24 protein-coding genes are annotated in these 17,097 nt (G+C 61.6%); 9 read left to right on the forward strand and 15 right to left on the reverse strand.

What is annotated here, in order from left to right; translation table 11 throughout:
- Positions 1 to 8: 8 nt before the first annotated feature.
- Positions 9 to 578 (reverse strand): ATP-dependent protease subunit HslV, encoded by a 570-nt coding sequence (hslV, locus tag AACL53_RS20480; RefSeq protein WP_339087007.1) that lies wholly within the window; start codon positions 576 to 578, stop codon positions 9 to 11.
- 207 nt (positions 579 to 785) lie between these two features.
- Here hslV and hisB point away from each other — a divergent pair, with 207 nt between their 5' ends.
- The 3 genes from hisB (at position 786) to hisH (ending at position 2,624) form a co-directional block, all read left to right on the forward strand.
- On the forward strand, positions 786 to 1,409 hold the full coding sequence (hisB, locus tag AACL53_RS20485) for an imidazoleglycerol-phosphate dehydratase HisB (protein ID WP_339086467.1): 624 nt from the start codon (positions 786 to 788) through the stop codon (positions 1,407 to 1,409).
- Positions 1,410 to 1,480: 71 nt separating this feature from the next.
- Entirely contained in the window at positions 1,481 to 1,957 is a 477-nt protein-coding gene (locus AACL53_RS20490) for a DUF2628 domain-containing protein (protein ID WP_339086468.1), read from the forward strand.
- A gap of 13 nt (positions 1,958 to 1,970) precedes the next feature.
- On the forward strand, positions 1,971 to 2,624 hold the full coding sequence (gene hisH / locus AACL53_RS20495; RefSeq protein ID WP_339086469.1) for an imidazole glycerol phosphate synthase subunit HisH: 654 nt from the start codon (positions 1,971 to 1,973) through the stop codon (positions 2,622 to 2,624).
- Between the two features lie 191 nt (positions 2,625 to 2,815).
- On the opposite strand, the gene AACL53_RS20500 is transcribed toward hisH, so the two are convergent.
- The 3 genes from AACL53_RS20500 to AACL53_RS20510 form a co-directional block, all read right to left on the reverse strand.
- The gene (locus tag AACL53_RS20500) at positions 2,816 to 3,175 is read right to left on the reverse strand and encodes a hypothetical protein (RefSeq protein WP_339086470.1); all 360 of its coding nucleotides are present in this window, start codon (positions 3,173 to 3,175) and stop codon (positions 2,816 to 2,818) included.
- A gap of 283 nt (positions 3,176 to 3,458) precedes the next feature.
- Complete coding sequence (locus tag AACL53_RS20505; protein WP_092868830.1) at positions 3,459 to 3,827, reverse strand: hypothetical protein; 369 nt, start codon at positions 3,825 to 3,827, stop codon at positions 3,459 to 3,461.
- A gap of 289 nt (positions 3,828 to 4,116) precedes the next feature.
- Complete coding sequence (locus tag AACL53_RS20510) at positions 4,117 to 4,425, reverse strand: hypothetical protein (RefSeq protein WP_339086472.1); 309 nt, start codon at positions 4,423 to 4,425, stop codon at positions 4,117 to 4,119.
- 177 nt (positions 4,426 to 4,602) lie between these two features.
- On the opposite strand from AACL53_RS20510, the gene hisA reads away from it, so the two are divergent.
- Genes hisA through AACL53_RS20525 form a run of 3 tightly spaced genes read left to right on the forward strand, consistent with a single transcriptional unit; the run spans position 4,603 to position 7,180 of the window.
- Entirely contained in the window at positions 4,603 to 5,331 is a 729-nt protein-coding gene (hisA, locus tag AACL53_RS20515; RefSeq protein WP_339086473.1) for a 1-(5-phosphoribosyl)-5-[(5-phosphoribosylamino)methylideneamino]imidazole-4-carboxamide isomerase, read from the forward strand.
- On the forward strand, positions 5,328 to 5,552 hold the full coding sequence (locus AACL53_RS20520; protein WP_339086474.1) for a hypothetical protein: 225 nt from the start codon (positions 5,328 to 5,330) through the stop codon (positions 5,550 to 5,552). Before hisA ends, AACL53_RS20520 begins: the two co-directional genes overlap by 4 nt.
- Before the next feature lie 14 nt (positions 5,553 to 5,566).
- Complete coding sequence (locus AACL53_RS20525; RefSeq protein WP_339087008.1) at positions 5,567 to 7,180, forward strand: peptide chain release factor 3; 1,614 nt, start codon at positions 5,567 to 5,569, stop codon at positions 7,178 to 7,180.
- Between the two features lie 34 nt (positions 7,181 to 7,214).
- Here AACL53_RS20525 and AACL53_RS20530 read toward each other — a convergent pair whose 3' ends face one another.
- Positions 7,215 to 7,526, reverse strand: a complete 312-nt coding sequence (locus tag AACL53_RS20530) for a hypothetical protein (protein WP_339086475.1) — start codon at positions 7,524 to 7,526, stop codon at positions 7,215 to 7,217.
- A gap of 156 nt (positions 7,527 to 7,682) precedes the next feature.
- On the opposite strand from AACL53_RS20530, the gene hisF reads away from it, so the two are divergent.
- Positions 7,683 to 8,459, forward strand: coding sequence for an imidazole glycerol phosphate synthase subunit HisF (gene hisF, locus AACL53_RS20535; RefSeq protein WP_339086477.1), 777 nt, complete (start codon positions 7,683 to 7,685; stop codon positions 8,457 to 8,459).
- Positions 8,460 to 8,578: 119 nt separating this feature from the next.
- On the opposite strand, the gene nth is transcribed toward hisF, so the two are convergent.
- A complete protein-coding gene (gene nth, locus AACL53_RS20540) occupies positions 8,579 to 9,343 on the reverse strand; it encodes an endonuclease III (RefSeq protein WP_339086479.1) in 765 nt (254 codons plus the stop codon).
- Positions 9,344 to 9,419: 76 nt separating this feature from the next.
- Between nth and AACL53_RS20545 the strand changes: the two genes are divergently transcribed.
- Positions 9,420 to 9,917 carry a DUF2244 domain-containing protein gene (locus tag AACL53_RS20545; protein ID WP_339086480.1) on the forward strand — a complete coding sequence of 166 codons (498 nt, stop codon included), beginning with the start codon at positions 9,420 to 9,422 and terminating at the stop codon, positions 9,915 to 9,917.
- 8 nt (positions 9,918 to 9,925) lie between these two features.
- On the opposite strand, the gene AACL53_RS20550 is transcribed toward AACL53_RS20545, so the two are convergent.
- From AACL53_RS20550 to AACL53_RS20585, 8 genes are all read right to left on the reverse strand, one after another.
- Positions 9,926 to 10,678: a sulfite exporter TauE/SafE family protein gene (locus AACL53_RS20550; protein WP_339086481.1), complete on the reverse strand. Its 753-nt coding sequence runs from the start codon at positions 10,676 to 10,678 to the stop codon at positions 9,926 to 9,928.
- Between the two features lie 15 nt (positions 10,679 to 10,693).
- On the reverse strand, positions 10,694 to 10,906 hold the full coding sequence (locus AACL53_RS20555) for a hypothetical protein (protein WP_092868839.1): 213 nt from the start codon (positions 10,904 to 10,906) through the stop codon (positions 10,694 to 10,696).
- A gap of 17 nt (positions 10,907 to 10,923) precedes the next feature.
- A complete protein-coding gene (locus AACL53_RS20560; RefSeq protein WP_092868840.1) occupies positions 10,924 to 11,319 on the reverse strand; it encodes a VOC family protein in 396 nt (131 codons plus the stop codon).
- Positions 11,320 to 11,336: 17 nt separating this feature from the next.
- A complete protein-coding gene (leuD, locus tag AACL53_RS20565; RefSeq protein ID WP_339086482.1) occupies positions 11,337 to 11,945 on the reverse strand; it encodes a 3-isopropylmalate dehydratase small subunit in 609 nt (202 codons plus the stop codon).
- 29 nt (positions 11,946 to 11,974) lie between these two features.
- Entirely contained in the window at positions 11,975 to 12,406 is a 432-nt protein-coding gene (locus AACL53_RS20570; RefSeq protein ID WP_339086483.1) for a hypothetical protein, read from the reverse strand.
- Between the two features lie 226 nt (positions 12,407 to 12,632).
- Positions 12,633 to 13,163 carry a hypothetical protein gene (locus AACL53_RS20575; RefSeq protein ID WP_339086484.1) on the reverse strand — a complete coding sequence of 177 codons (531 nt, stop codon included), beginning with the start codon at positions 13,161 to 13,163 and terminating at the stop codon, positions 12,633 to 12,635.
- 169 nt (positions 13,164 to 13,332) lie between these two features.
- Positions 13,333 to 13,743 (reverse strand): metallopeptidase family protein, encoded by a 411-nt coding sequence (locus AACL53_RS20580; protein ID WP_339086485.1) that lies wholly within the window; start codon positions 13,741 to 13,743, stop codon positions 13,333 to 13,335.
- A 59-nt stretch (positions 13,744 to 13,802) separates the two neighbouring features.
- Positions 13,803 to 14,624, reverse strand: a complete 822-nt coding sequence (locus tag AACL53_RS20585; protein ID WP_339086486.1) for a class I SAM-dependent methyltransferase — start codon at positions 14,622 to 14,624, stop codon at positions 13,803 to 13,805.
- Between the two features lie 173 nt (positions 14,625 to 14,797).
- Here AACL53_RS20585 and AACL53_RS20590 point away from each other — a divergent pair, with 173 nt between their 5' ends.
- Entirely contained in the window at positions 14,798 to 15,559 is a 762-nt protein-coding gene (locus tag AACL53_RS20590) for an N-acyl amino acid synthase FeeM domain-containing protein (protein WP_339086487.1), read from the forward strand.
- A gap of 61 nt (positions 15,560 to 15,620) precedes the next feature.
- On the opposite strand, the gene leuC is transcribed toward AACL53_RS20590, so the two are convergent.
- A complete protein-coding gene (leuC, locus tag AACL53_RS20595; RefSeq protein WP_339086488.1) occupies positions 15,621 to 17,024 on the reverse strand; it encodes a 3-isopropylmalate dehydratase large subunit in 1,404 nt (467 codons plus the stop codon).
- Positions 17,025 to 17,097: the final 73 nt, after the last annotated feature.

Raw genomic sequence — 17,097 nt, forward strand, 5'->3', positions numbered from 1 at the left:
GAAGGGCGCTAGCCTGGTGCGTCCAGGGCTTCGACGACGATGTTCTTGTTCGTATAGACGCAAATGTCGGCGGCAATACTCATCGCCTTGCGGGCGATGGCCTCGGCGTCGAGGGGCTGGTCAATCAGGGCGCGGGCAGCGGCCAGCGCATAATTGCCGCCGGAGCCGATGCCGGCGATGGCGTTTTCCGGCTCGAGAACGTCGCCGGTGCCGGTCAGGACGAGGGTCGTCGACGCATCGGCCACGATCATCATGGCCTCGAGGCGACGCAGGAAACGGTCGGTGCGCCAGTCCTTGGCAAGCTCGACGGCGGCGCGGGTCAACTGGCCCGGGTACATTTCGAGCTTCGCTTCGAGCCGCTCGAAAAGGGTGAAGGCGTCCGCCGTCGCGCCGGCGAACCCGCCGATGACGTCGCCCTTGCCGAGGCGGCGGACCTTCTTGGCATTGGCCTTGATGATCGTCTGGCCGAGGCTGACCTGGCCGTCACCGGCAACTACAACTCGGCCGCCTTTGCGAACGGTGAGTATTGTGGTGGCGTGCCACGACGAATCGCCAGCATTTGGGCTCTGGTGGGTCATTTGTACCGCGTCAGTTAAGCTTTTGACGGCAGGATGCAAGATAAGCCGGTTGCCTGCGGCCACGGGGCCGCTGTGGCGACCTTGGCCGGGCGGGCCACAAGCTGATAAACGCTCTCGCATGTGTCCGGAAGTGTCTTCGTTTGCCCCGGCGACTCTCCTTCGGAGAGCCGGCCGCCGGGGCGGGCCGTGTTAGAGTGGATTAAGGATATGACGGGTGTCGGAGAGATTCACGTGAAGCAGCGGCAGGCCTCGATCACGCGCAAGACCAAGGAGACCGAGATCTCCGCGACCGTCGATCTCGACGGGACGGGCGCGTACGATATTTCGACGGGGATCGGTTTCCTCGATCATATGCTGGAGCAACTCGCCCGCCATTCGCTGATCGACATCACGCTCAGGGCCAAGGGCGATCTGCATATCGACTTCCACCACACGGCCGAAGACACCGGCATCGTCATCGGGCAGGCCATCGCCAAAGCGCTCGGCGACAAGGCCGGTATCGTGCGTTATGCGGACGTGCATCTGCCGATGGACGAAACCCTGACGCGCGTTGCGCTCGACGTCTCGGGGCGGCCGTTTCTGATCTGGAAAGCCGATTTCTCGCGGCACAAGGTCGGCGAGATGGACACGGAGCTATTCCGCGAGTGGTTCCAGGCCTTTGCGCAGAACGCCGGCATCACGCTGCACGTCGAAAACCTTTACGGCGAGAACAATCACCATATTGCCGAGACCTGCTATAAGGGTTTGGCGCGGGCGCTGAGGGCCGCTATTGCTCTCGACCCGCGGCAGGCGGGCCGTATCCCGTCGACGAAGGGCATGCTGCAAGGCTGAGTTCCGGCGAAGCCTTCCGCAGCATTGGCTCCTGTCGGCAAGAGTCGATGGACCAAGGAGTTTTGAGTTCCGTGGCGACCTATACCGTGCACGAACCCCCCGTTTCCGATTCCGACCGGGTCGACCGCGCTGTCGAGCTGGCGTTCGTGAAGGACGGGTTTTCCTGGCTGACGGCCATTTTTCCGCCGCTCGGGTTTCTCTCCCATGGCCTATGGCTGATGGCGATCGCTTATCTCGCCGGAACGGGCCTTCTCAGTTACGTGCTGGCCCAGGCCAAAGTCGACCCCGACTGGATCGGCCTGATCATCCTCATGATCAATATCTATCTCGGCTTCGAGATTTCGACGCTCAGGCGCTGGATGCTCGATCAAAAAGGCTGGCGCATGCTTGGCGTCGTCAACGGACGCTCGATCGCGGAGTGCGAACGGCGCTTCTTTGAGAGCTGGTTGCCCGATCAGCCGGTCATTCAGAGCGATACACCGAAGGCGCCGGGCAATCCCCCCGCGCAAGGTGGTTCACGCTTCTGGCCTTTCGGGGCGGGGGCTTGAGGCCGCAGCGCTAATGCAGAACGTTGTCATCATCGATTACGGGTCGGGAAATCTTCACTCGGCCGCAAAAGCTTTCGAGAGCGCTGCTCGGGATAGCTTCACTCCATCCAAAATCGTCGTTAGTCCGCGGCCGGAGGACGTGCTCGCCGCCGATCGCATCGTGCTGCCGGGTGTCGGCGCCTATGGCGACTGCAAACACGGTCTCGAGCGCGTTGCGGGATTGATCCCGGCTCTCGAAGAAGCTGTCCGCCGAAAGGGCCGGCCGTTTCTTGGCATCTGCGTCGGCATGCAGCTCTTGAGCGAGCGCGGCCTCGAGTTCGTCGAGACGCCAGGTCTCGGCTGGATCAAGGGTGAGGTTCGCGCCATCGAGCCCAAGGATCCGGCGCTGAAAATTCCCCACATGGGCTGGAATACGCTCAACGTCGTCAGCCCGCACGCGCTGCTCGAGGGCATTCCGACCGGCTCCAACGGCTGGCACGCGTACTTCGTCCACTCCTTTGCGATGGTGCCTAAGGAGCGCCGCGTCGTCGTCGCCGAGACGGACTACGGCGGGGCGATTACGGCGCTGGTTGCGGACGGCAATATCGCGGGCACGCAGTTCCACCCAGAGAAGAGCCAGAAGCTCGGCCTCAAGTTGATTGCGAACTTTCTCGGCTGGAAGCCGTAACCCCGTCTTCCGTCGGGATATGCTCGCGTATCATCATTCGTCTATCGTCATTCCGGCGCAGGCCGAGCCGACAGCTATCTCTTTTTGTCGACGCCTGGACGGATCGCCGCCTACGCGGGGATGACGGTAAGGAAAGAGCGATCATCGCCGCACTAGCTTTGCGTGAGTGGCGTAGAGCGGGTTTCAACGCTTCACTCCGAAGGGCGGGCGAGCGTGCTGACCGCCGACTGGAGCACATTCCAGACGCCGCGCGGCATGTGCCACGATGATTCGTCGGGTTCGTCGTCTTCGAGGCGGCCCTGCAGCCAGTTCAGCCGTCCCGTCGAAGCTCTGTCAGCGCGGCTAAGCTCGTGCACGCCGAGTTCGTCAGGGTGATCGAAGAGGATCGCGAGGCGGCGTTTGATCTGATCGGCTCCGAGCCACGTCCGGACGTACCAGACGCCGTTGCCGGCGGGCGCATATTCGGTCGCGATGTAGGGGAGCGAGAACGTCACCGTCCAGGTGTCCTGGTTGGCGGACTTGGGGGTGTGATGGAGGAGGAACGTTTTCATGGCGAGCATTCCGGTGCGGGGGGCTGGGAAAGCGGGAACGCAGGAACGCAACTTGGGTACGGACTAGTTGACAGACTTGGCTAGGAACTGACTTAACCTAGGAACTCTGGGGTTATTCAAAAAGGGAGCCTAGGGGGGCTGGGCTTCCTTTGCAGGCACTTCTGCGTCGGGCGCATCTAACACCGGGGCTTTGGACGGGACGGACCCGTTGGGAACGGCGAGGGGGGAGAAAGTCCGCCCCGCCCAAAGACCGGAATTCGTTTGTTCGAGATCAGCCGGCCTTTCAACCAGCTCTGGCGAACGGCAGCTCGGGCTCCATCGGCTCGGCGGCGGCGACTGCCGGCAGCGGGAACGCGATGACGTTGCCATCGGGCGCAAGGTCGAGACCCGGACGGCGCTGACGGAACCAGCGGAGCGACGTGTTCGTCATCACCGCCTCGCGCTTCGTCGCCTGGATCACCAGACCGTCCTCTTCGGCGAGAAGTTCTTTGAGCTCGGTCTCAAGTTCGAACTCTTCGCGGTCCGACGTTACGTACCAAGTGTTGGAGAGCGGCCGTGCCCATTTATCGCCGAGGCCCATGATGACCTGCGCAAGGACGTGCTGGTTGCGGTTCGGTTGGGCGAGATCGTACGAGATGAGGTAGGTGCGCATGGGGGCTCTCCTAGTGTTGTGGGGAGGGTCTAACACGCTACTCTGACCCGGGGAGGCGCCTCTTTTGGGGCGCCAGTGAACATAGGAAGAACATGCCACGACTCACGGGCTTTGTCCAGCGTTTGTTCCAAAAATGTTCTTGCGAAGTACTTAACGGTATTGTCTATGCAATACGGGGATTCGGCCGGAAAAACGCGTGATTTTGTTGCGTCTCAGCCGAGCCTTGGTGGTTTGGCGCGGCGGTGCCGTGCCGAGGCGTTCTCTGTGTGGCGAGGCGCGTTCTCGGAACTCATGGAAAAAGACTCAGCTGATCGGGATGCGGCGCAGTTGCGACTCGCCGGTGCGGGCCCGGGTCGATGCGGGCTTCGAGGCCTGGAAAGCGGCTCTGAAATTCTTCGAGCGCCCGCTTGCGGCTTCCGGGAAAGCGCGTCTCCTCCCATATCTCATATAGCCGTCGCGGATCGCATGCGTAGCGCCGCTGGAGGTCCACGGGGCGGATTTTGAGCCAGCGGGCAATCCAGATGTCGACAGCGTCGTCCTCGGTCAGTGGACGGCGTGCGACGCTTGGCGGTGGCTCGTTAAGGAACGCAATGGCCATGATGTTTTTGTCTTCGCATTGCGACTTGGCTTCGCCAAGCCGGCCGCAATGCGTGAACGGGGGTGCTTGACGCCGGGCGCGATCCGCGATTGATCGCACGGGAAAATTAGAAACCCAAGATAGCAATCTGATGGCCGCGCGCGCTTTATTCGGCGTCGCGGAGGCAAGCGAGACCCGTTGATCCTTTTTCCTGCAATCGACCTCAAGGACGGCCAGTGCGTCCGGCTGAAGCTCGGCGAGATGGACGCCGCGACCGTGTTCAACGACGATCCGGCGGCGCAGGCGGCCAGTTTCGAGCGCCAGGGCTTCAAGTATCTGCATATCGTCGACCTCAACGGCGCGTTTGCGGGCAAGCCCGTGAACGGCGCGGCGGTCGAGGCGATTTTGAAGTCGATCTCGATCCCGGCGCAGCTTGGCGGCGGTATCCGCGATCTGGCGACGATCGAGGCTTGGCTGGAGAAGGGGATTCGCCGCGTCATTCTCGGCACGATCGCGGTGCGCGATCCGGCGCTCGTTCGCGAGGCTGCGAAGCGCTTTCCGGGGCGGGTTGCCGTCGGCATCGATGCGAAGGGCGGCAAAGTCGCCGTCGAGGGCTGGGCGGAGACGTCCGAACTGACGGCCGCCGATCTGGCGAAAAGATTCGAGGATGCGGGTGTCGCCGCGATCATCTATACGGACATCGAGCGCGACGGGGTCCTGAAGGGCCTCAATTTGCCGGCGACGGCGGCGTTGGCCGCCGCGACTCGCATTCCGGTGATCGCCTCGGGCGGCCTTGCCTCGATTGCGGACGTCCGCGAGCTGATCAAGCCCGAATATTGCATGCTCGAAGGCGCGATCACGGGCCGCGCACTATATGATGGGCGGATCGATCCGAAAGAGGCGCTCGAACTTCTGGAGACGGCATGAACATTGGTGACAAGGTCCGCGTTCTCAAAGTGCCCGCGGATCTGCCGAAGGACAACAAGCAGCTGGTGACGCTTTTCCGCGGCTGCGTCGGCAAGACCTTCCCGATCGTCAAATTCGACGACGGCCTGGTCGAATTGCACGTCGGCGAAGTTTTCGCAAAGCCCGCCGAATATCACCAGATCTGGCTCGAACCGAGCCACGTTTCGCTCGTCGAGGTCTGATCCTTTTGAACTTAATGCCCCAATCCTCGCTCGCTGAAGCGGAGCTGCCGCCCGAGATCGCGCGGCGGCGCACGTTCGCGATCATCTCGCATCCTGACGCCGGCAAGACGACGCTGACGGAAAAGCTTCTGCTGTTCGGGGGAGCGATTCAGATGGCGGGCGCCGTCAAGGCGCGCGGCGAGCGGCGGCGTACGCGCTCCGACTGGATGCAGATCGAGCAGCAGCGCGGCATCTCCGTCACTTCGTCGGTCATGACGTTCGAGCGGAACGGCATCGTCTACAATCTGCTCGATACGCCGGGCCACTCCGACTTCAGCGAAGATACGTACCGGACGCTTTCGGCCGTCGATGCGGCCGTGATGGTGATGGACGCGGCGAAGGGCATCGAAAGCCAGACGCGGAAGCTTTTCGAAGTTTGCCGTCTGCGCGACATTCCGATCATCACGTTCATCAACAAGATCGACCGCGAAGCCGAAGATCCACTGACGCTGCTCGATCAGATCGCGTCCGACCTGGCGCTCGATCTCGTGCCGATGGGCTGGCCTGTCGGCATGGGCTCGGATTTCCGTGGCGTTCTCGATCTCGTCGGCAACAAGATCCTGCTGCCGGAAAGCGAAGAGCGTGGCGCCGCTTATGGTCGTTCACAGCCGCTCGACACGTTCGAAGGCTTGCGGCGGATCGAGGGTATCGACGAGCGCATCGCGGATCGGACCATCGAAGGCGTTGAGCTCGCACAAGGTGCGCTTCCGCAGTTCGACCTCGAGGCGTTCCGCGAGGGGCATCTGTCGCCCGTCTTTTTCGGCAGCGCGCTCAAAAATTTCGGCGTCGAGCAGCTGCTCGACGCGCTCGGGCAATGGGCGCCGGGGCCGTTGCCACGGGCCGCGACGCAGCGAACCGTCGAGCCCGGCGAAGATCAGGTGACGGGCTTCGTGTTCAAGGTGCAGGCGAACATGGACCCGAACCATCGGGATCGCATGGCGTTCGTGCGTCTTTGTTCGGGGCGCTTCAAGCGCGGCATGAAGCTCATTCACGTGCGCGAGAACAAAGCGATGACGATATCCTCGCCGACGTTCTTCTTCGGGCAGGGCCGGGAAACGGCGGACGAAGCGTGGGCCGGCGATATCATCGGCGTGCCGAACCATGGAACGCTGCGCGTCGGCGATACGCTGACGGAGAAGGAAAGCCTGAAGTTCACGGGCATTCCGAATTTCGCGCCGGAGCTTTTGCGCCGCGTCGTTATTCAGGATGCGATGAAGGCGAAGCAGCTCAATCGCGCGCTCGACGACTTGGCGGAAGAAGGCATCGTGCAGGTGTTCACGCCGATTGCCGGCGGGCGGCAGATTCTCGGCGTCGTCGGACAGCTGCAATTCGAGGTGCTGCAATCGCGCGTTGCCGTCGAATACGGCGTGCCGGTGACGCTCGAGCAATCGCCTTACGAACTGGCGCGCTGGGTTTCCGCCGACGACCCGGCAAAGCTTCAGAAATTCGTAGATGCGCATCGCGGCGAGATCGCGACGGATCGCGACGGGGCACTGATCTACCTCGCCGAGAGCCCCTGGATGCTCAAGTACAAGAGCGAGAAATTTCCCGACATAAAATTCGCCGCACTCAGGGAGCGCGGCGAATAAAGGTCATTTGTGTAGAGGTTAAAGAGTTAAGTTTTCACATCGAAATGTTGGGCTCGCGGCGCTTCGGATTGGAGAAGCGGGTCTCGACGGTTCCGAGCCAATCGGTCAACGCCTTTTCGAGCGCATCCGTTTGAGCCGATGCCTTGGAGTGCTGGATCTCGGTGACGGTACCCTCGGTATCGAGAGAGCCCCGGATCGCATCGTGCTGATCGATGAAGTTCGTCAGCGCGTCGCCCTGGTCGCCGATGAAGCCGTGGGCCTCGAGCTGGGTTCTAGCCTGGGCAATGCGGTCCTGCACCGCGTCGAGACGGGCGCGAAGGTTTTTCGGGGCGAATTCGTCGACCATTAATGTCAGTTCCTTGAAAGCTTGCGCGCAACCGCACGTGACAGCACAACTTGGAGATCAATCCAAAGTTCCAGGCGGTTCGGTTAAAATTCTCGACGCCGTCTCTCGCTCCGTGATACTTGGCGGCGCTGACAGCAGAAAGAAAACTTTGCCAATATGCTGAAAATCCGCATCATTCCATGCCTCGACGTCAAGGACGGCCGCGTCGTCAAAGGGGTTAATTTCGTCGACCTCATCGATGCCGGAGATCCGGTCGAAGCGGCGGCGGCTTATGACGCCGCGGGCGCGGATGAACTCTGCTTCCTCGATATCACGGCAAGCCACGAGAACCGCGAGACGATCTTCGATGTCGTCGAGCGCACCGCAAACCGGTGCTTCATGCCGCTGACGGTCGGCGGCGGCGTCCGCACGGTCGAGGATATCCGCAAACTGCTCGAGGCGGGCGCCGACAAGGTTTCGATCAATACGGCAGCGGTCGACAATCGCGCCTTCGTCAAGGAAGCGAGCGAGAAGTTCGGCGCGCAGTGCATTGTCGTCGCGATCGATGCGAAGAAAGTTTCCGCCGAGGGCGAGCCGCCGCGCTGGGAAATCTTCACCCACGGCGGCCGAAAGGCGACGGGGCTGGACGCGATCGCCTATGCGCGCGAGGTCGCCGACCTTGGAGCAGGTGAAATTCTTCTCACGTCAATGGATCGCGACGGAACGAAGGCCGGTTTCGACGTGGCGCTGACGCGAGCGATCGCGGATGCTGTTACCATTCCCGTCATCGCTTCGGGCGGTGTCGGCACGCTGCAGCATCTGGTCGACGGCGTCGAGAAGGGTCACGCCAGCGCGGTGCTCGCGGCGTCGATCTTCCACTTCGGCACGTATTCGATCCCCGAGGCGAAGGACTACATGGCGAAAGCCGGCCTCGCGATGCGGCTGGATACATAAGCCAACGGATTCTCCTCGCATGTCATCCTCGGCTTCATGCCGAGGATCCATCAGTCAGAGAGTACCGGAGCGCGCTGCTACATGGATCCTCGGGACAAGCCCGAGGATGACAACTGTGATCAAGGCGCGGGCGTCTTGTCGGGATAGAGGCAAAGGTCGTTGATCAGGCAGCGCCAGCATTCGGGTTTGCGGGCTTTGCAAACGTAGCGGCCGTGCAGGATCAGCCAATGGTGCGCGTGCATCAGATATTCGGGCGGGATGACGCGCAGCAAATCTTCTTCGACGGCGAGCGGCGTCGTTCCGTGCGACAAGCCGATGCGATTGGCGACGCGAAAGACGTGCGTATCGACGGCGATCGTCGGGTGTTGAAACGCAATGTTCATCACAACGTTCGCGGTCTTGCGGCCGACGCCGGGTAACGATTCCAAGATGTCACTGTCGGCCGGAACCTCGCCGCCGAAATCGTCGACGAGTCGTTGCGAAAGGCCGATGACGTTCTTCGCCTTGGCGCGAAAGAGGCCGATTGTTTTTATGTAGTCGCGGACCTTCTCTTCGCCCAATGCCAGCATCTTCTCCGGCGTGTCGGCGGCTTTGAACAGCGCGCGCGTCGCTTTGTTGACGCCGGCATCGGTCGCCTGCGCGGAGAGGACGACCGCGACCAGGAGCGTGTACGGATTGATATGCTCAAGCTCGCCCTTGGGTTCGGGGTTTGCGGCGTGAAAACGCCGGAAGACCTCGCGAATTTCCGCTTCGCTCAAGAGGCCCGGTTTGGCGTTTTTCTTGGCGCTGTTCGTTGCGGCGATAGTTCCCGCTTTTCCCGGCTTGCCTTTTGAAGCGGAACTTCGGATGCTTACTGATCTTATATCAGAGGACGCTTTGGCCATCAGAACTCCGTTTCGTTGATGCGCAGCGCCCTTGGGAAAATCACGCGAGAGACGTACGACGGGCAGTCGTTGCGAAATGATCGATAATCGGTCCGAAAATCAATCCTCGAAAGAAGCGCAGTTTGTGCTTCATCCGCACCGGTCGCTGCCGCCAAGCGGTTTCGTGATCATGATGGTGCTGATCAGCCTCGTCAGTTTCATCGTCGGCATGGTCTTCTTCCTCATGGGGGCGTGGCCAGTCTTCGGATTTTTCGGGCTCGACGTGGCGTTGATCTATTGGGCGTTCAAGCTCAACTACCGCTCGGGCCGCCTTTACGAGACGGTGACGCTGTCGCCGGAGCTTTTGAAGCTGACGCGCGTGCATCCATCGGGGAAGCGCGAGGAGTTCGATTTCAATCCCTATTGGGCGCGCGTTCGCTGCACGATCGACCGGCCTGACGGACGGACGTCGCTGCATCTCGTGGCGCAAGGCAAGGACGTCCTGTTCGGACAATTCCTGACGGATGATGAGCGGCGCAATTTCGCCGATGCGCTCTCAGGCGCGCTTATCGCTACGCGCGGATCGCGGATCTAGAACTGTCGTTACACGAAGACCATTCTGACGCCTGCCGCCAGAAGAAGGCCGGCGAGAATGTATCGCAACGCCTTCGGCTGCAGGAATTGGATGCCGAGCCCCGAGCCGAGCAGTCCGCCTATTCCGACAGCCAGCATCCACCAGGGCAGCGGTTCGGGCATTCTGGGGATCACCGTCCAAATCGCGGCGAGTGCTGCGGCGGAGTTCAAGAGATTGAAGACCGCGGAAACGCCTGCGGTCTGCCGCGTGCCGATCCAGCCGAAAGCGAGCACGAGGGGGGAGAGGAATATTCCGCCGCCGACACCTGTCAGCCCCGATACGTATCCGACGACGGCTCCCGCCACGAGGGAGGGCCAGAACGGCGGCGTTATGGCGGCGGCGCGATCGATCTCGGCCGCGCGACCGGCGGAGCGGATCATCAACGCGCTTGCGACGAGCAGCAGTATTCCGACGACGGGTTGGTAGAGGCCGTGCGGCAAGTCGCTGATGCCGCCGAGAACCGAGAACGGCGCGCCGAGGATGGCGAACGGATAGAAGCTTCGCCACGTCAGCAGGCCTGCGCGGGCAAATCTCACGCAGCCGATGGCGGCGACGATGACGTTCAGCGCGAGGGCGGTGGGTTTGATTACCTCGGGGCCGAAGCCCGCGAGGCTCATGATCGCGATGTAGCCGGTGCCACCTGCCTGTCCCACGGATGCGTAGAGCGCGGCGACGATCGCGAAGACGATGGGTAGCAGCGCATGCTCAAGAGTGAGGGGCATGCGCGATCAGCGGCTCTAGTCGTTCAGCATCGTCAGAGCGGCGCGGCGATCGCCGGGTTTCAGCCGCAGGAATTGCGTGCGCGCGGCCTTGATGTCTTTTTCTGCGCCCGTCTCGGACGCGGCCTTCAGGGCTTTCGTTGCCGCATGATCGGCGCCGACGACGAATGACAGCGCGCCTGCGAGGCGACCCATCATGGCCGCGTCGAACTTGAAGTCGTCATCGGCCATGATCGGCTATACCCCGGTTATTGGAAGCGTCCGCCGCGCTGAAGAACCTCGATCTTGTAGCCATCCGGATCTTCGACAAAGAAGAACGTGCCGAAGGGTTTGCCTTCGAAGTTCATCGTCTTGATGTCTTTCGGCTGATAGCCGGCGGCCGCTATCCGCTTGTGATCCGCTTCGAGATCGCCCGTTACGAACGCGAGATGGCCGTAGCCGTCTCCCAGATTATAGGGCTCGGTGCGGCCCTTGTTGACGGTCAGCTCAACCTCGAAATCGGTCTCGAGATTTTTCATGTAGATGAGCGTGAAGTCCGGCCATTCCTTGCGGTCTTCAACCTTGAGGCCGAAGCACGCCTCATAGAATCGCACCGAGCGCGCCTCGTCGAGTACGCGGATCATCATATGGACGGTTTTGGCCATCTCGGTTGTTCCTCAGTTCAGAGCCAGGGGCGCGATGCTGCGGTCGATGTTTCGAACGACGAGATTTGCTTACCCTTCTCGAGCGTCAGGCCGATGTTATCGAGGCCGTTCAAGAGGCAATGTTTGCGGAACGGATCGATTTCGAACTTGATGACCCCGCCGTCGGGACCGCTGATTTCCTGTTTTTCGAGATCGACGGTGATCTTCGCATTGGCGCCGCGGTTGGCGTCGTCCATCAACTTGTCGACGTCGCTCTGTGGCAGCTTGATCGGCAGGATGCCGTTCTGGAAGCAGTTGTTGTAGAAGATGTCGGCGAAGTCGGTTGCGATGACGCAACGGATGCCGAAATCCAACAATGCCCAGGGCGCGTGCTCGCGCGACGATCCGCAGCCGAAGTTATCGCCCGCGACGAGGATCGTCGCGTCGCGGTACTGCGGTTTGTTCAGGACGAAATCCGGAATTTCCTTTCCGGTCGCCGGGTCGAAGCGCATTTCGTAGAACAGCGACTTGCCGAGGCCCGTGCGCTTGATCGTTTTCAAGAACTGCTTCGGGATGATCATGTCGGTGTCGACGTTGCGGATCGGCAGGGGAGCCGCGACGCCGGTCAGAACCGTGAATTTGTCCATGCTTAGGTCTCCGCTCAAGTCTTCGGGCGTCAGGCGCGCAACGTGTCCGCAAGCGCCCGGAAATAGCCTTCGGCCGAGGCGAGACGCCGGGCGTGCCGGAAAGCACCGAACTCCCGGATGGCGGCCTCGAGATCGAAGGGCTGCAAATGTTCTAGGCGTCGTTTAACGCCAGCGCGCTTGCGCCCGTCAAGATGATCTTCAAGCGTCGCGACAATCGTTTCGACGTAGCCGGCGATGCGTCCGAGTTCACGGGTGGCGGAAAGTAGCGCGGGGCGGTCGTTTGGGTAAGCTTCCAACGTCGCAAGGTTCGCGGCCGCCCGGGCCAGCGTCGCCGCCACCTCCTCGGCGTAAAGTGCGACCTTCTCGCGACGAAGGACGTCGAGCCGTGCCGCGAGCGCTAACCAACGGTTAACGGTTCGAGCAAGCTCGGAAAGGCGCTGAGAGTATTCGGCAAGCCGCATTGCAGATCCTCGGGTCGGCGGATCTGCGATTTTAAGGGCTCCCCAGGGCACGGGGATAAGTTTATCCGGCTGACTGTCGTTATCCAAACACCAACGTCATCTCCGAGCAGGCGGGGATCCGTCCAAGTGTGGGGAAACAACCAGACATCGGCCTGGATGGATCCCGGCCTTCGCCGGGATGACGGAGTTTGGTGCGGTCGCTAGGCAGCGATCGCTGCCCAAGCTGCTAACGGATATTCGGGTCCTCGTAGCACTTGCGCATGTATTCGCAGCGGTAGGAGCCCGAGAAATGCATGCTGTCGCCCTTCGCGGGGGTGATGAAGGTGCAGATCTCTTCGAGGCCGTCAGGCTTAAGCCATCCCTGGCGGCGGCCGCGCTGAACGGCGAAACAGTCTGCCGTTTCCTCATCCGGTCCGCGGAACTGGTGGCCGCACTCGTGCGCATAGATCCACTGCTTGACCGGTGTCGACACGCGATCGAGCAATTTGGGGTTCATGATGAGAAAGCCCGGATAGGCAGCGCCGTAATCGTCGAGCTTGTTGTCGATCACGGTCGGCCGCTGGCCGCAGTATTGCGTGCGGCCGTCGAGCTTGAATTCGCCGGGCGCGACGAGATGGCTGTCACCGCCGACGGTCGAGATGTATTGCTCGGGCGTCGGGATGCCATCGCGTATCGGCGTGGTGGTGTCCTGGGCATAGGCGGCAGGGGCGTGGGCGACCGTCGGCAACGCCACCGATAAAGCCGAAGTTACACCCAAGACGAATCCGTGAATGAATCGTCGCACTCTCATTCGTCCATGCTTTCAGAAGAGCCCCGCCTGCCCGCTCGGCCTGCCACTACAACATGGCCCGAAATTTCTCTCGGCTCAAGCTGCGGTATCTTGTGACACAAAGGGAGTTAAGCCGGTGTGACTTCCGGCCACGGGCTCAGTCCGAGACCCGCTCCTCGATCTGTTCCATGTCGTCGTCGGAGAAGCCGAAGTGATGACCAATCTCGTGGATCAGCACATGGGCCACGAGATGGCCGAGTTCTTCGTCGCTGGACGCCCATTCGTCGAGGATGGCGCGGCGGTAAAGAATGACCATGTCCGGCTCGCGGGTTTCCGGCGTCGCGCCCTGCCGGTTAAGGCTCACACCGTGGTAAAGGCCGGTCAACTCGAACGGGTCTTCGATGTCCATTTCGTCGAGGAGATCGTCGGACGCCAAGTCCTCGATGCGAATTACAACATCGCCGGCCATCGAGCGGAACTCGGACGGGAGCGAATTCCATGCCACCTGCGCGAGCGTTTCGAAATCAGCCAGCGTTGGTGGCGTTGCGTGAATCCAATCAGTCGTCATTGCGGCGCACTCCCGGAGTTGAGTGCAGGAGATAGGTCCGGTTGGACCAAATAGGAAGGTTATTCGTTTCGATCTGTCGGATCGGCCACAAGGAGCAGCTCCTGCAGCGTGAAATTCAGGGCGCCGTTCTCGTCGAGCCTCGGCTTCAAAAATGATCTGAGGTGTGCCGGGCCCGAGTTCAAAATTCGTTCCAGCTCGGCAATATCCGCGGGCGTGCAGCGCATGCGGGAGACCCATGGCTCGAACGCCAATTCTTTTTCCATCTGCTCGCGCGCCACAATCTTGAACCCGGCGGCGCGAAGAAGATCACACCAGAGTTCGGGCGGCGGCGCGAAGCCGTGGCTCGGATCGCGCAATTTCTCGAAAGCATTGTAGGCGCGGATCGTCTCTTCGATGTCGCCGGGGGTCGCGCCGGGAAGCCGCTCCTGATCGGGCGCGACGTTGTCGACGAGGGCGAAGCGGCCGCCCTTTTTCAAAACGCGGCGAACCTCGGCGACGAACTTTTCGAGATCGGGGAAATGATGTGCCGCCAAGCGGCAGCAGACGAGATCGAAGCTTTCATTTGGGAACGGTAACGCGCCGGCTGATGCCGTCGCCGTCGACATGTTGGCGAGCCCGCGCGCCGATGCGAGTTTCGCGGCTTCATTCAACATCTCGTCGGTGATGTCGCTCGCGATGATGGTCGCGACGTGGGGCGCGAAGACGGCGGCCGTATGCCCGGCGCCCGTCGCAACATCGAGGGCTACCCACGTTTTTTGCGGTGCCACAAGCTCGACGATCCGAGCGAGACTCTCGCCTTTTGCGTGCACCTCAGACGTCGCGTAGTCGGCCGCGGCCGCGCCAAACTTCGAGCGGACGACGGCATCCGAATCCCGGGTCAAGTTGCACCTCTGCATCAGTGTCGAAAAAACGTTTTGTGCCCACAAGGTAACCAGGCAATCTTAACGCAACAAAACAACAAATGTCGCGTTGGCCGTGGGCTACAAGGCTTCTATCTCTCCGCGAACTTTCTGTTCGCATAGCTCACCGCCCGCCAATCCCGAGAATTCCATACATGTCGACACCGCTATCGTTTCGTCCCCGGCAAGACACCCTGCCGCCCGATGAGGGATCTTGGCATGGCGACACGCAGAGTTTCGAGCTCAAGGTGTTGTCGAAGGAAAGCGATGTCAGCGAGGCAACCGCGCTTCGGCTGCGCGCCTATCAGGCGATCGGCTATGACGTTTCGAGCGACAACGGGAAATACACCGACAGGTTCGATACGCTTCCCACCACGGTGCTGCTCGGGGCCTACGATCAGGGCCGTCTCGTCGGCAGCGTAAGACTTTGCTTCAATCATCCATGGCAGACGGTTTCATCGCTTCCATGCGGTCCGTACTATCCCGCGCTGAAGGAAGTGAAGAGCAAGGTCGACGGCGCACTCGTCGAAGTATCGCGCCTTTCCATCGAGCCGGGTGTCAGCAACACATCGTACCGGACAACGCTCTACGCTTTCCTCGTGCGCGCGGCGCTGACGGCAGCGCAGGCGGCAGAGGTTTCGATGCTGCTGATCGCGACGCGGCCCGACTGGGTGAAGTTCTACAAATACATGCTCGGCTTCCAGCCGATCGGCGAGCCTGCTCTCTATCCGCCGGGCGATTTCAAGATCACGCTGCTGGGCGGCAGCCTGAAGCAGGCCGAGAAGCGTCAGCGGCTGCAGAACCGCTTCTTCAAGATCACGCCGGAAGAGGTCGCCAGCATGCGCGTTGCCATTCAACCCGCGCTTGCTGCTTCGGCCGTTCGTGAGGACGACGACAAGGTTGCCGTTCCGGCGTAACGGCGCGGACTGAAATCGGATCGGCGTGGATGATGGCAGGCCGTTTGGCCTGCCAATTTTTTTACTGCCAGTTTCGCACGTCGACGAAGTGGCCTTCGAGTGCTGCAGCTGCCGCCATGATCGGCGAGACGAGGTGCGTGCGGCCCTTGTAGCCCTGGCGGCCTTCGAAGTTACGGTTCGACGTCGAGGCGCAACGCTGGCCCGGCTTCAGCTGATCCGGGTTCATGCCAAGGCACATCGAGCAGCCCGGTTCGCGCCATTCGAATCCGGCATCCTTGAAGATCTTGTCGAGGCCTTCGGCTTCTGCCTGCTCTTTGACGAGACCAGAGCCTGGAACGATCATCGCGTACGCAAGGCGCGACGAGATCTTTTTGCCGTCGACGATCTTGGCCACGGCCCGCAAGTCTTCGATGCGGCCGTTCGTGCAGCTTCCGATCCACACGACGTCGAGCGGGATATCGGTTATCTTCGTGCCGGGCGTCAGGCCCATGTATTCGAGCGCACGCTGCATCGACGCGCGCTTGTTCTCGTCGTGCACGTCGGCGGGATTGGGAACAGAGGACGCGACCGACGTCACGTCCTCGGGGCTCGTGCCCCAGGAAACGATCGGCGGCAGCTTGGCAGCGTCGAGGCGAACTTCGCGATCGAAGTGCGCGCCTTCATCCGTGCGCAGCGTTTCCCAGTATTTCATCGCCAGATCCCAGGCCGCGCCTTTGGGGGCCTTGGGACGATCCTTGAGGAAAGCGAAGGTTTTCTCGTCGGGCGCGATCATGCCGGCGCGGGCGCCGCCTTCGATCGACATGTTGCAGACCGTCATCCGGCCTTCCATCGAGAGCGCGCGAATGGCTTCGCCCGCGTACTCGATGACGGAGCCGGTGCCGCCGGCGGTGCCGATCTCGCCGATAATCGCCAGGGTAATGTCTTTGGCGCCGACGCCGTGCGGGGCGACGCCGTCGACCGTCACCCGCATGTTCTTGGCTTTCTTCTGGATCAGCGTCTGGGTGGCGAGCACGTGCTCGACCTCGGATGTGCCGATGCCGTGGGCCAATGCGCCGAACGCACCATGCGTCGAGGTGTGGCTGTCGCCGCAAACGATGGTGGTGCCGGGAAGGGTAAAGCCCTGCTCCGGACCGACGACGTGAACGATGCCCTGACGCTTGTCGAGCTCATTGAAGTACTGGATCCCGAAGTCGCGCGCGTTTGCCGCCAAGGTCTCGACCTGGACGCGGCTTTGCTCGTCGGCGATGCCTTTGGTGCGGTCGGTGGTCGGGACGTTGTGATCCACGACGGCGAGCGTCTTTTCCGGAGCGCGCACCTTACGGCCGGCCATGCGGAGGCCCTCGAAGGCCTGCGGGCTCGTCACTTCGTGGACGAGGTGGCGGTCGATATACAGGAGGCTCGTTCCGTCCGGCGACTGTTCAACTACGTGATCGTTGAAGATTTTATCGTAGAGCGTTTTTGCCATGACTTCGTTGAGCCTTCGGGAACGGCGGATGAGGATGAATGAACCGGTTAGATAGCGTCTAGCGCTGGTTTCC

Source organism: Hyphomicrobium sp. ghe19, assembly GCF_902712875.1.
In the GTDB taxonomy this organism is placed as follows: domain Bacteria; phylum Pseudomonadota; class Alphaproteobacteria; order Rhizobiales; family Hyphomicrobiaceae; genus Hyphomicrobium_B.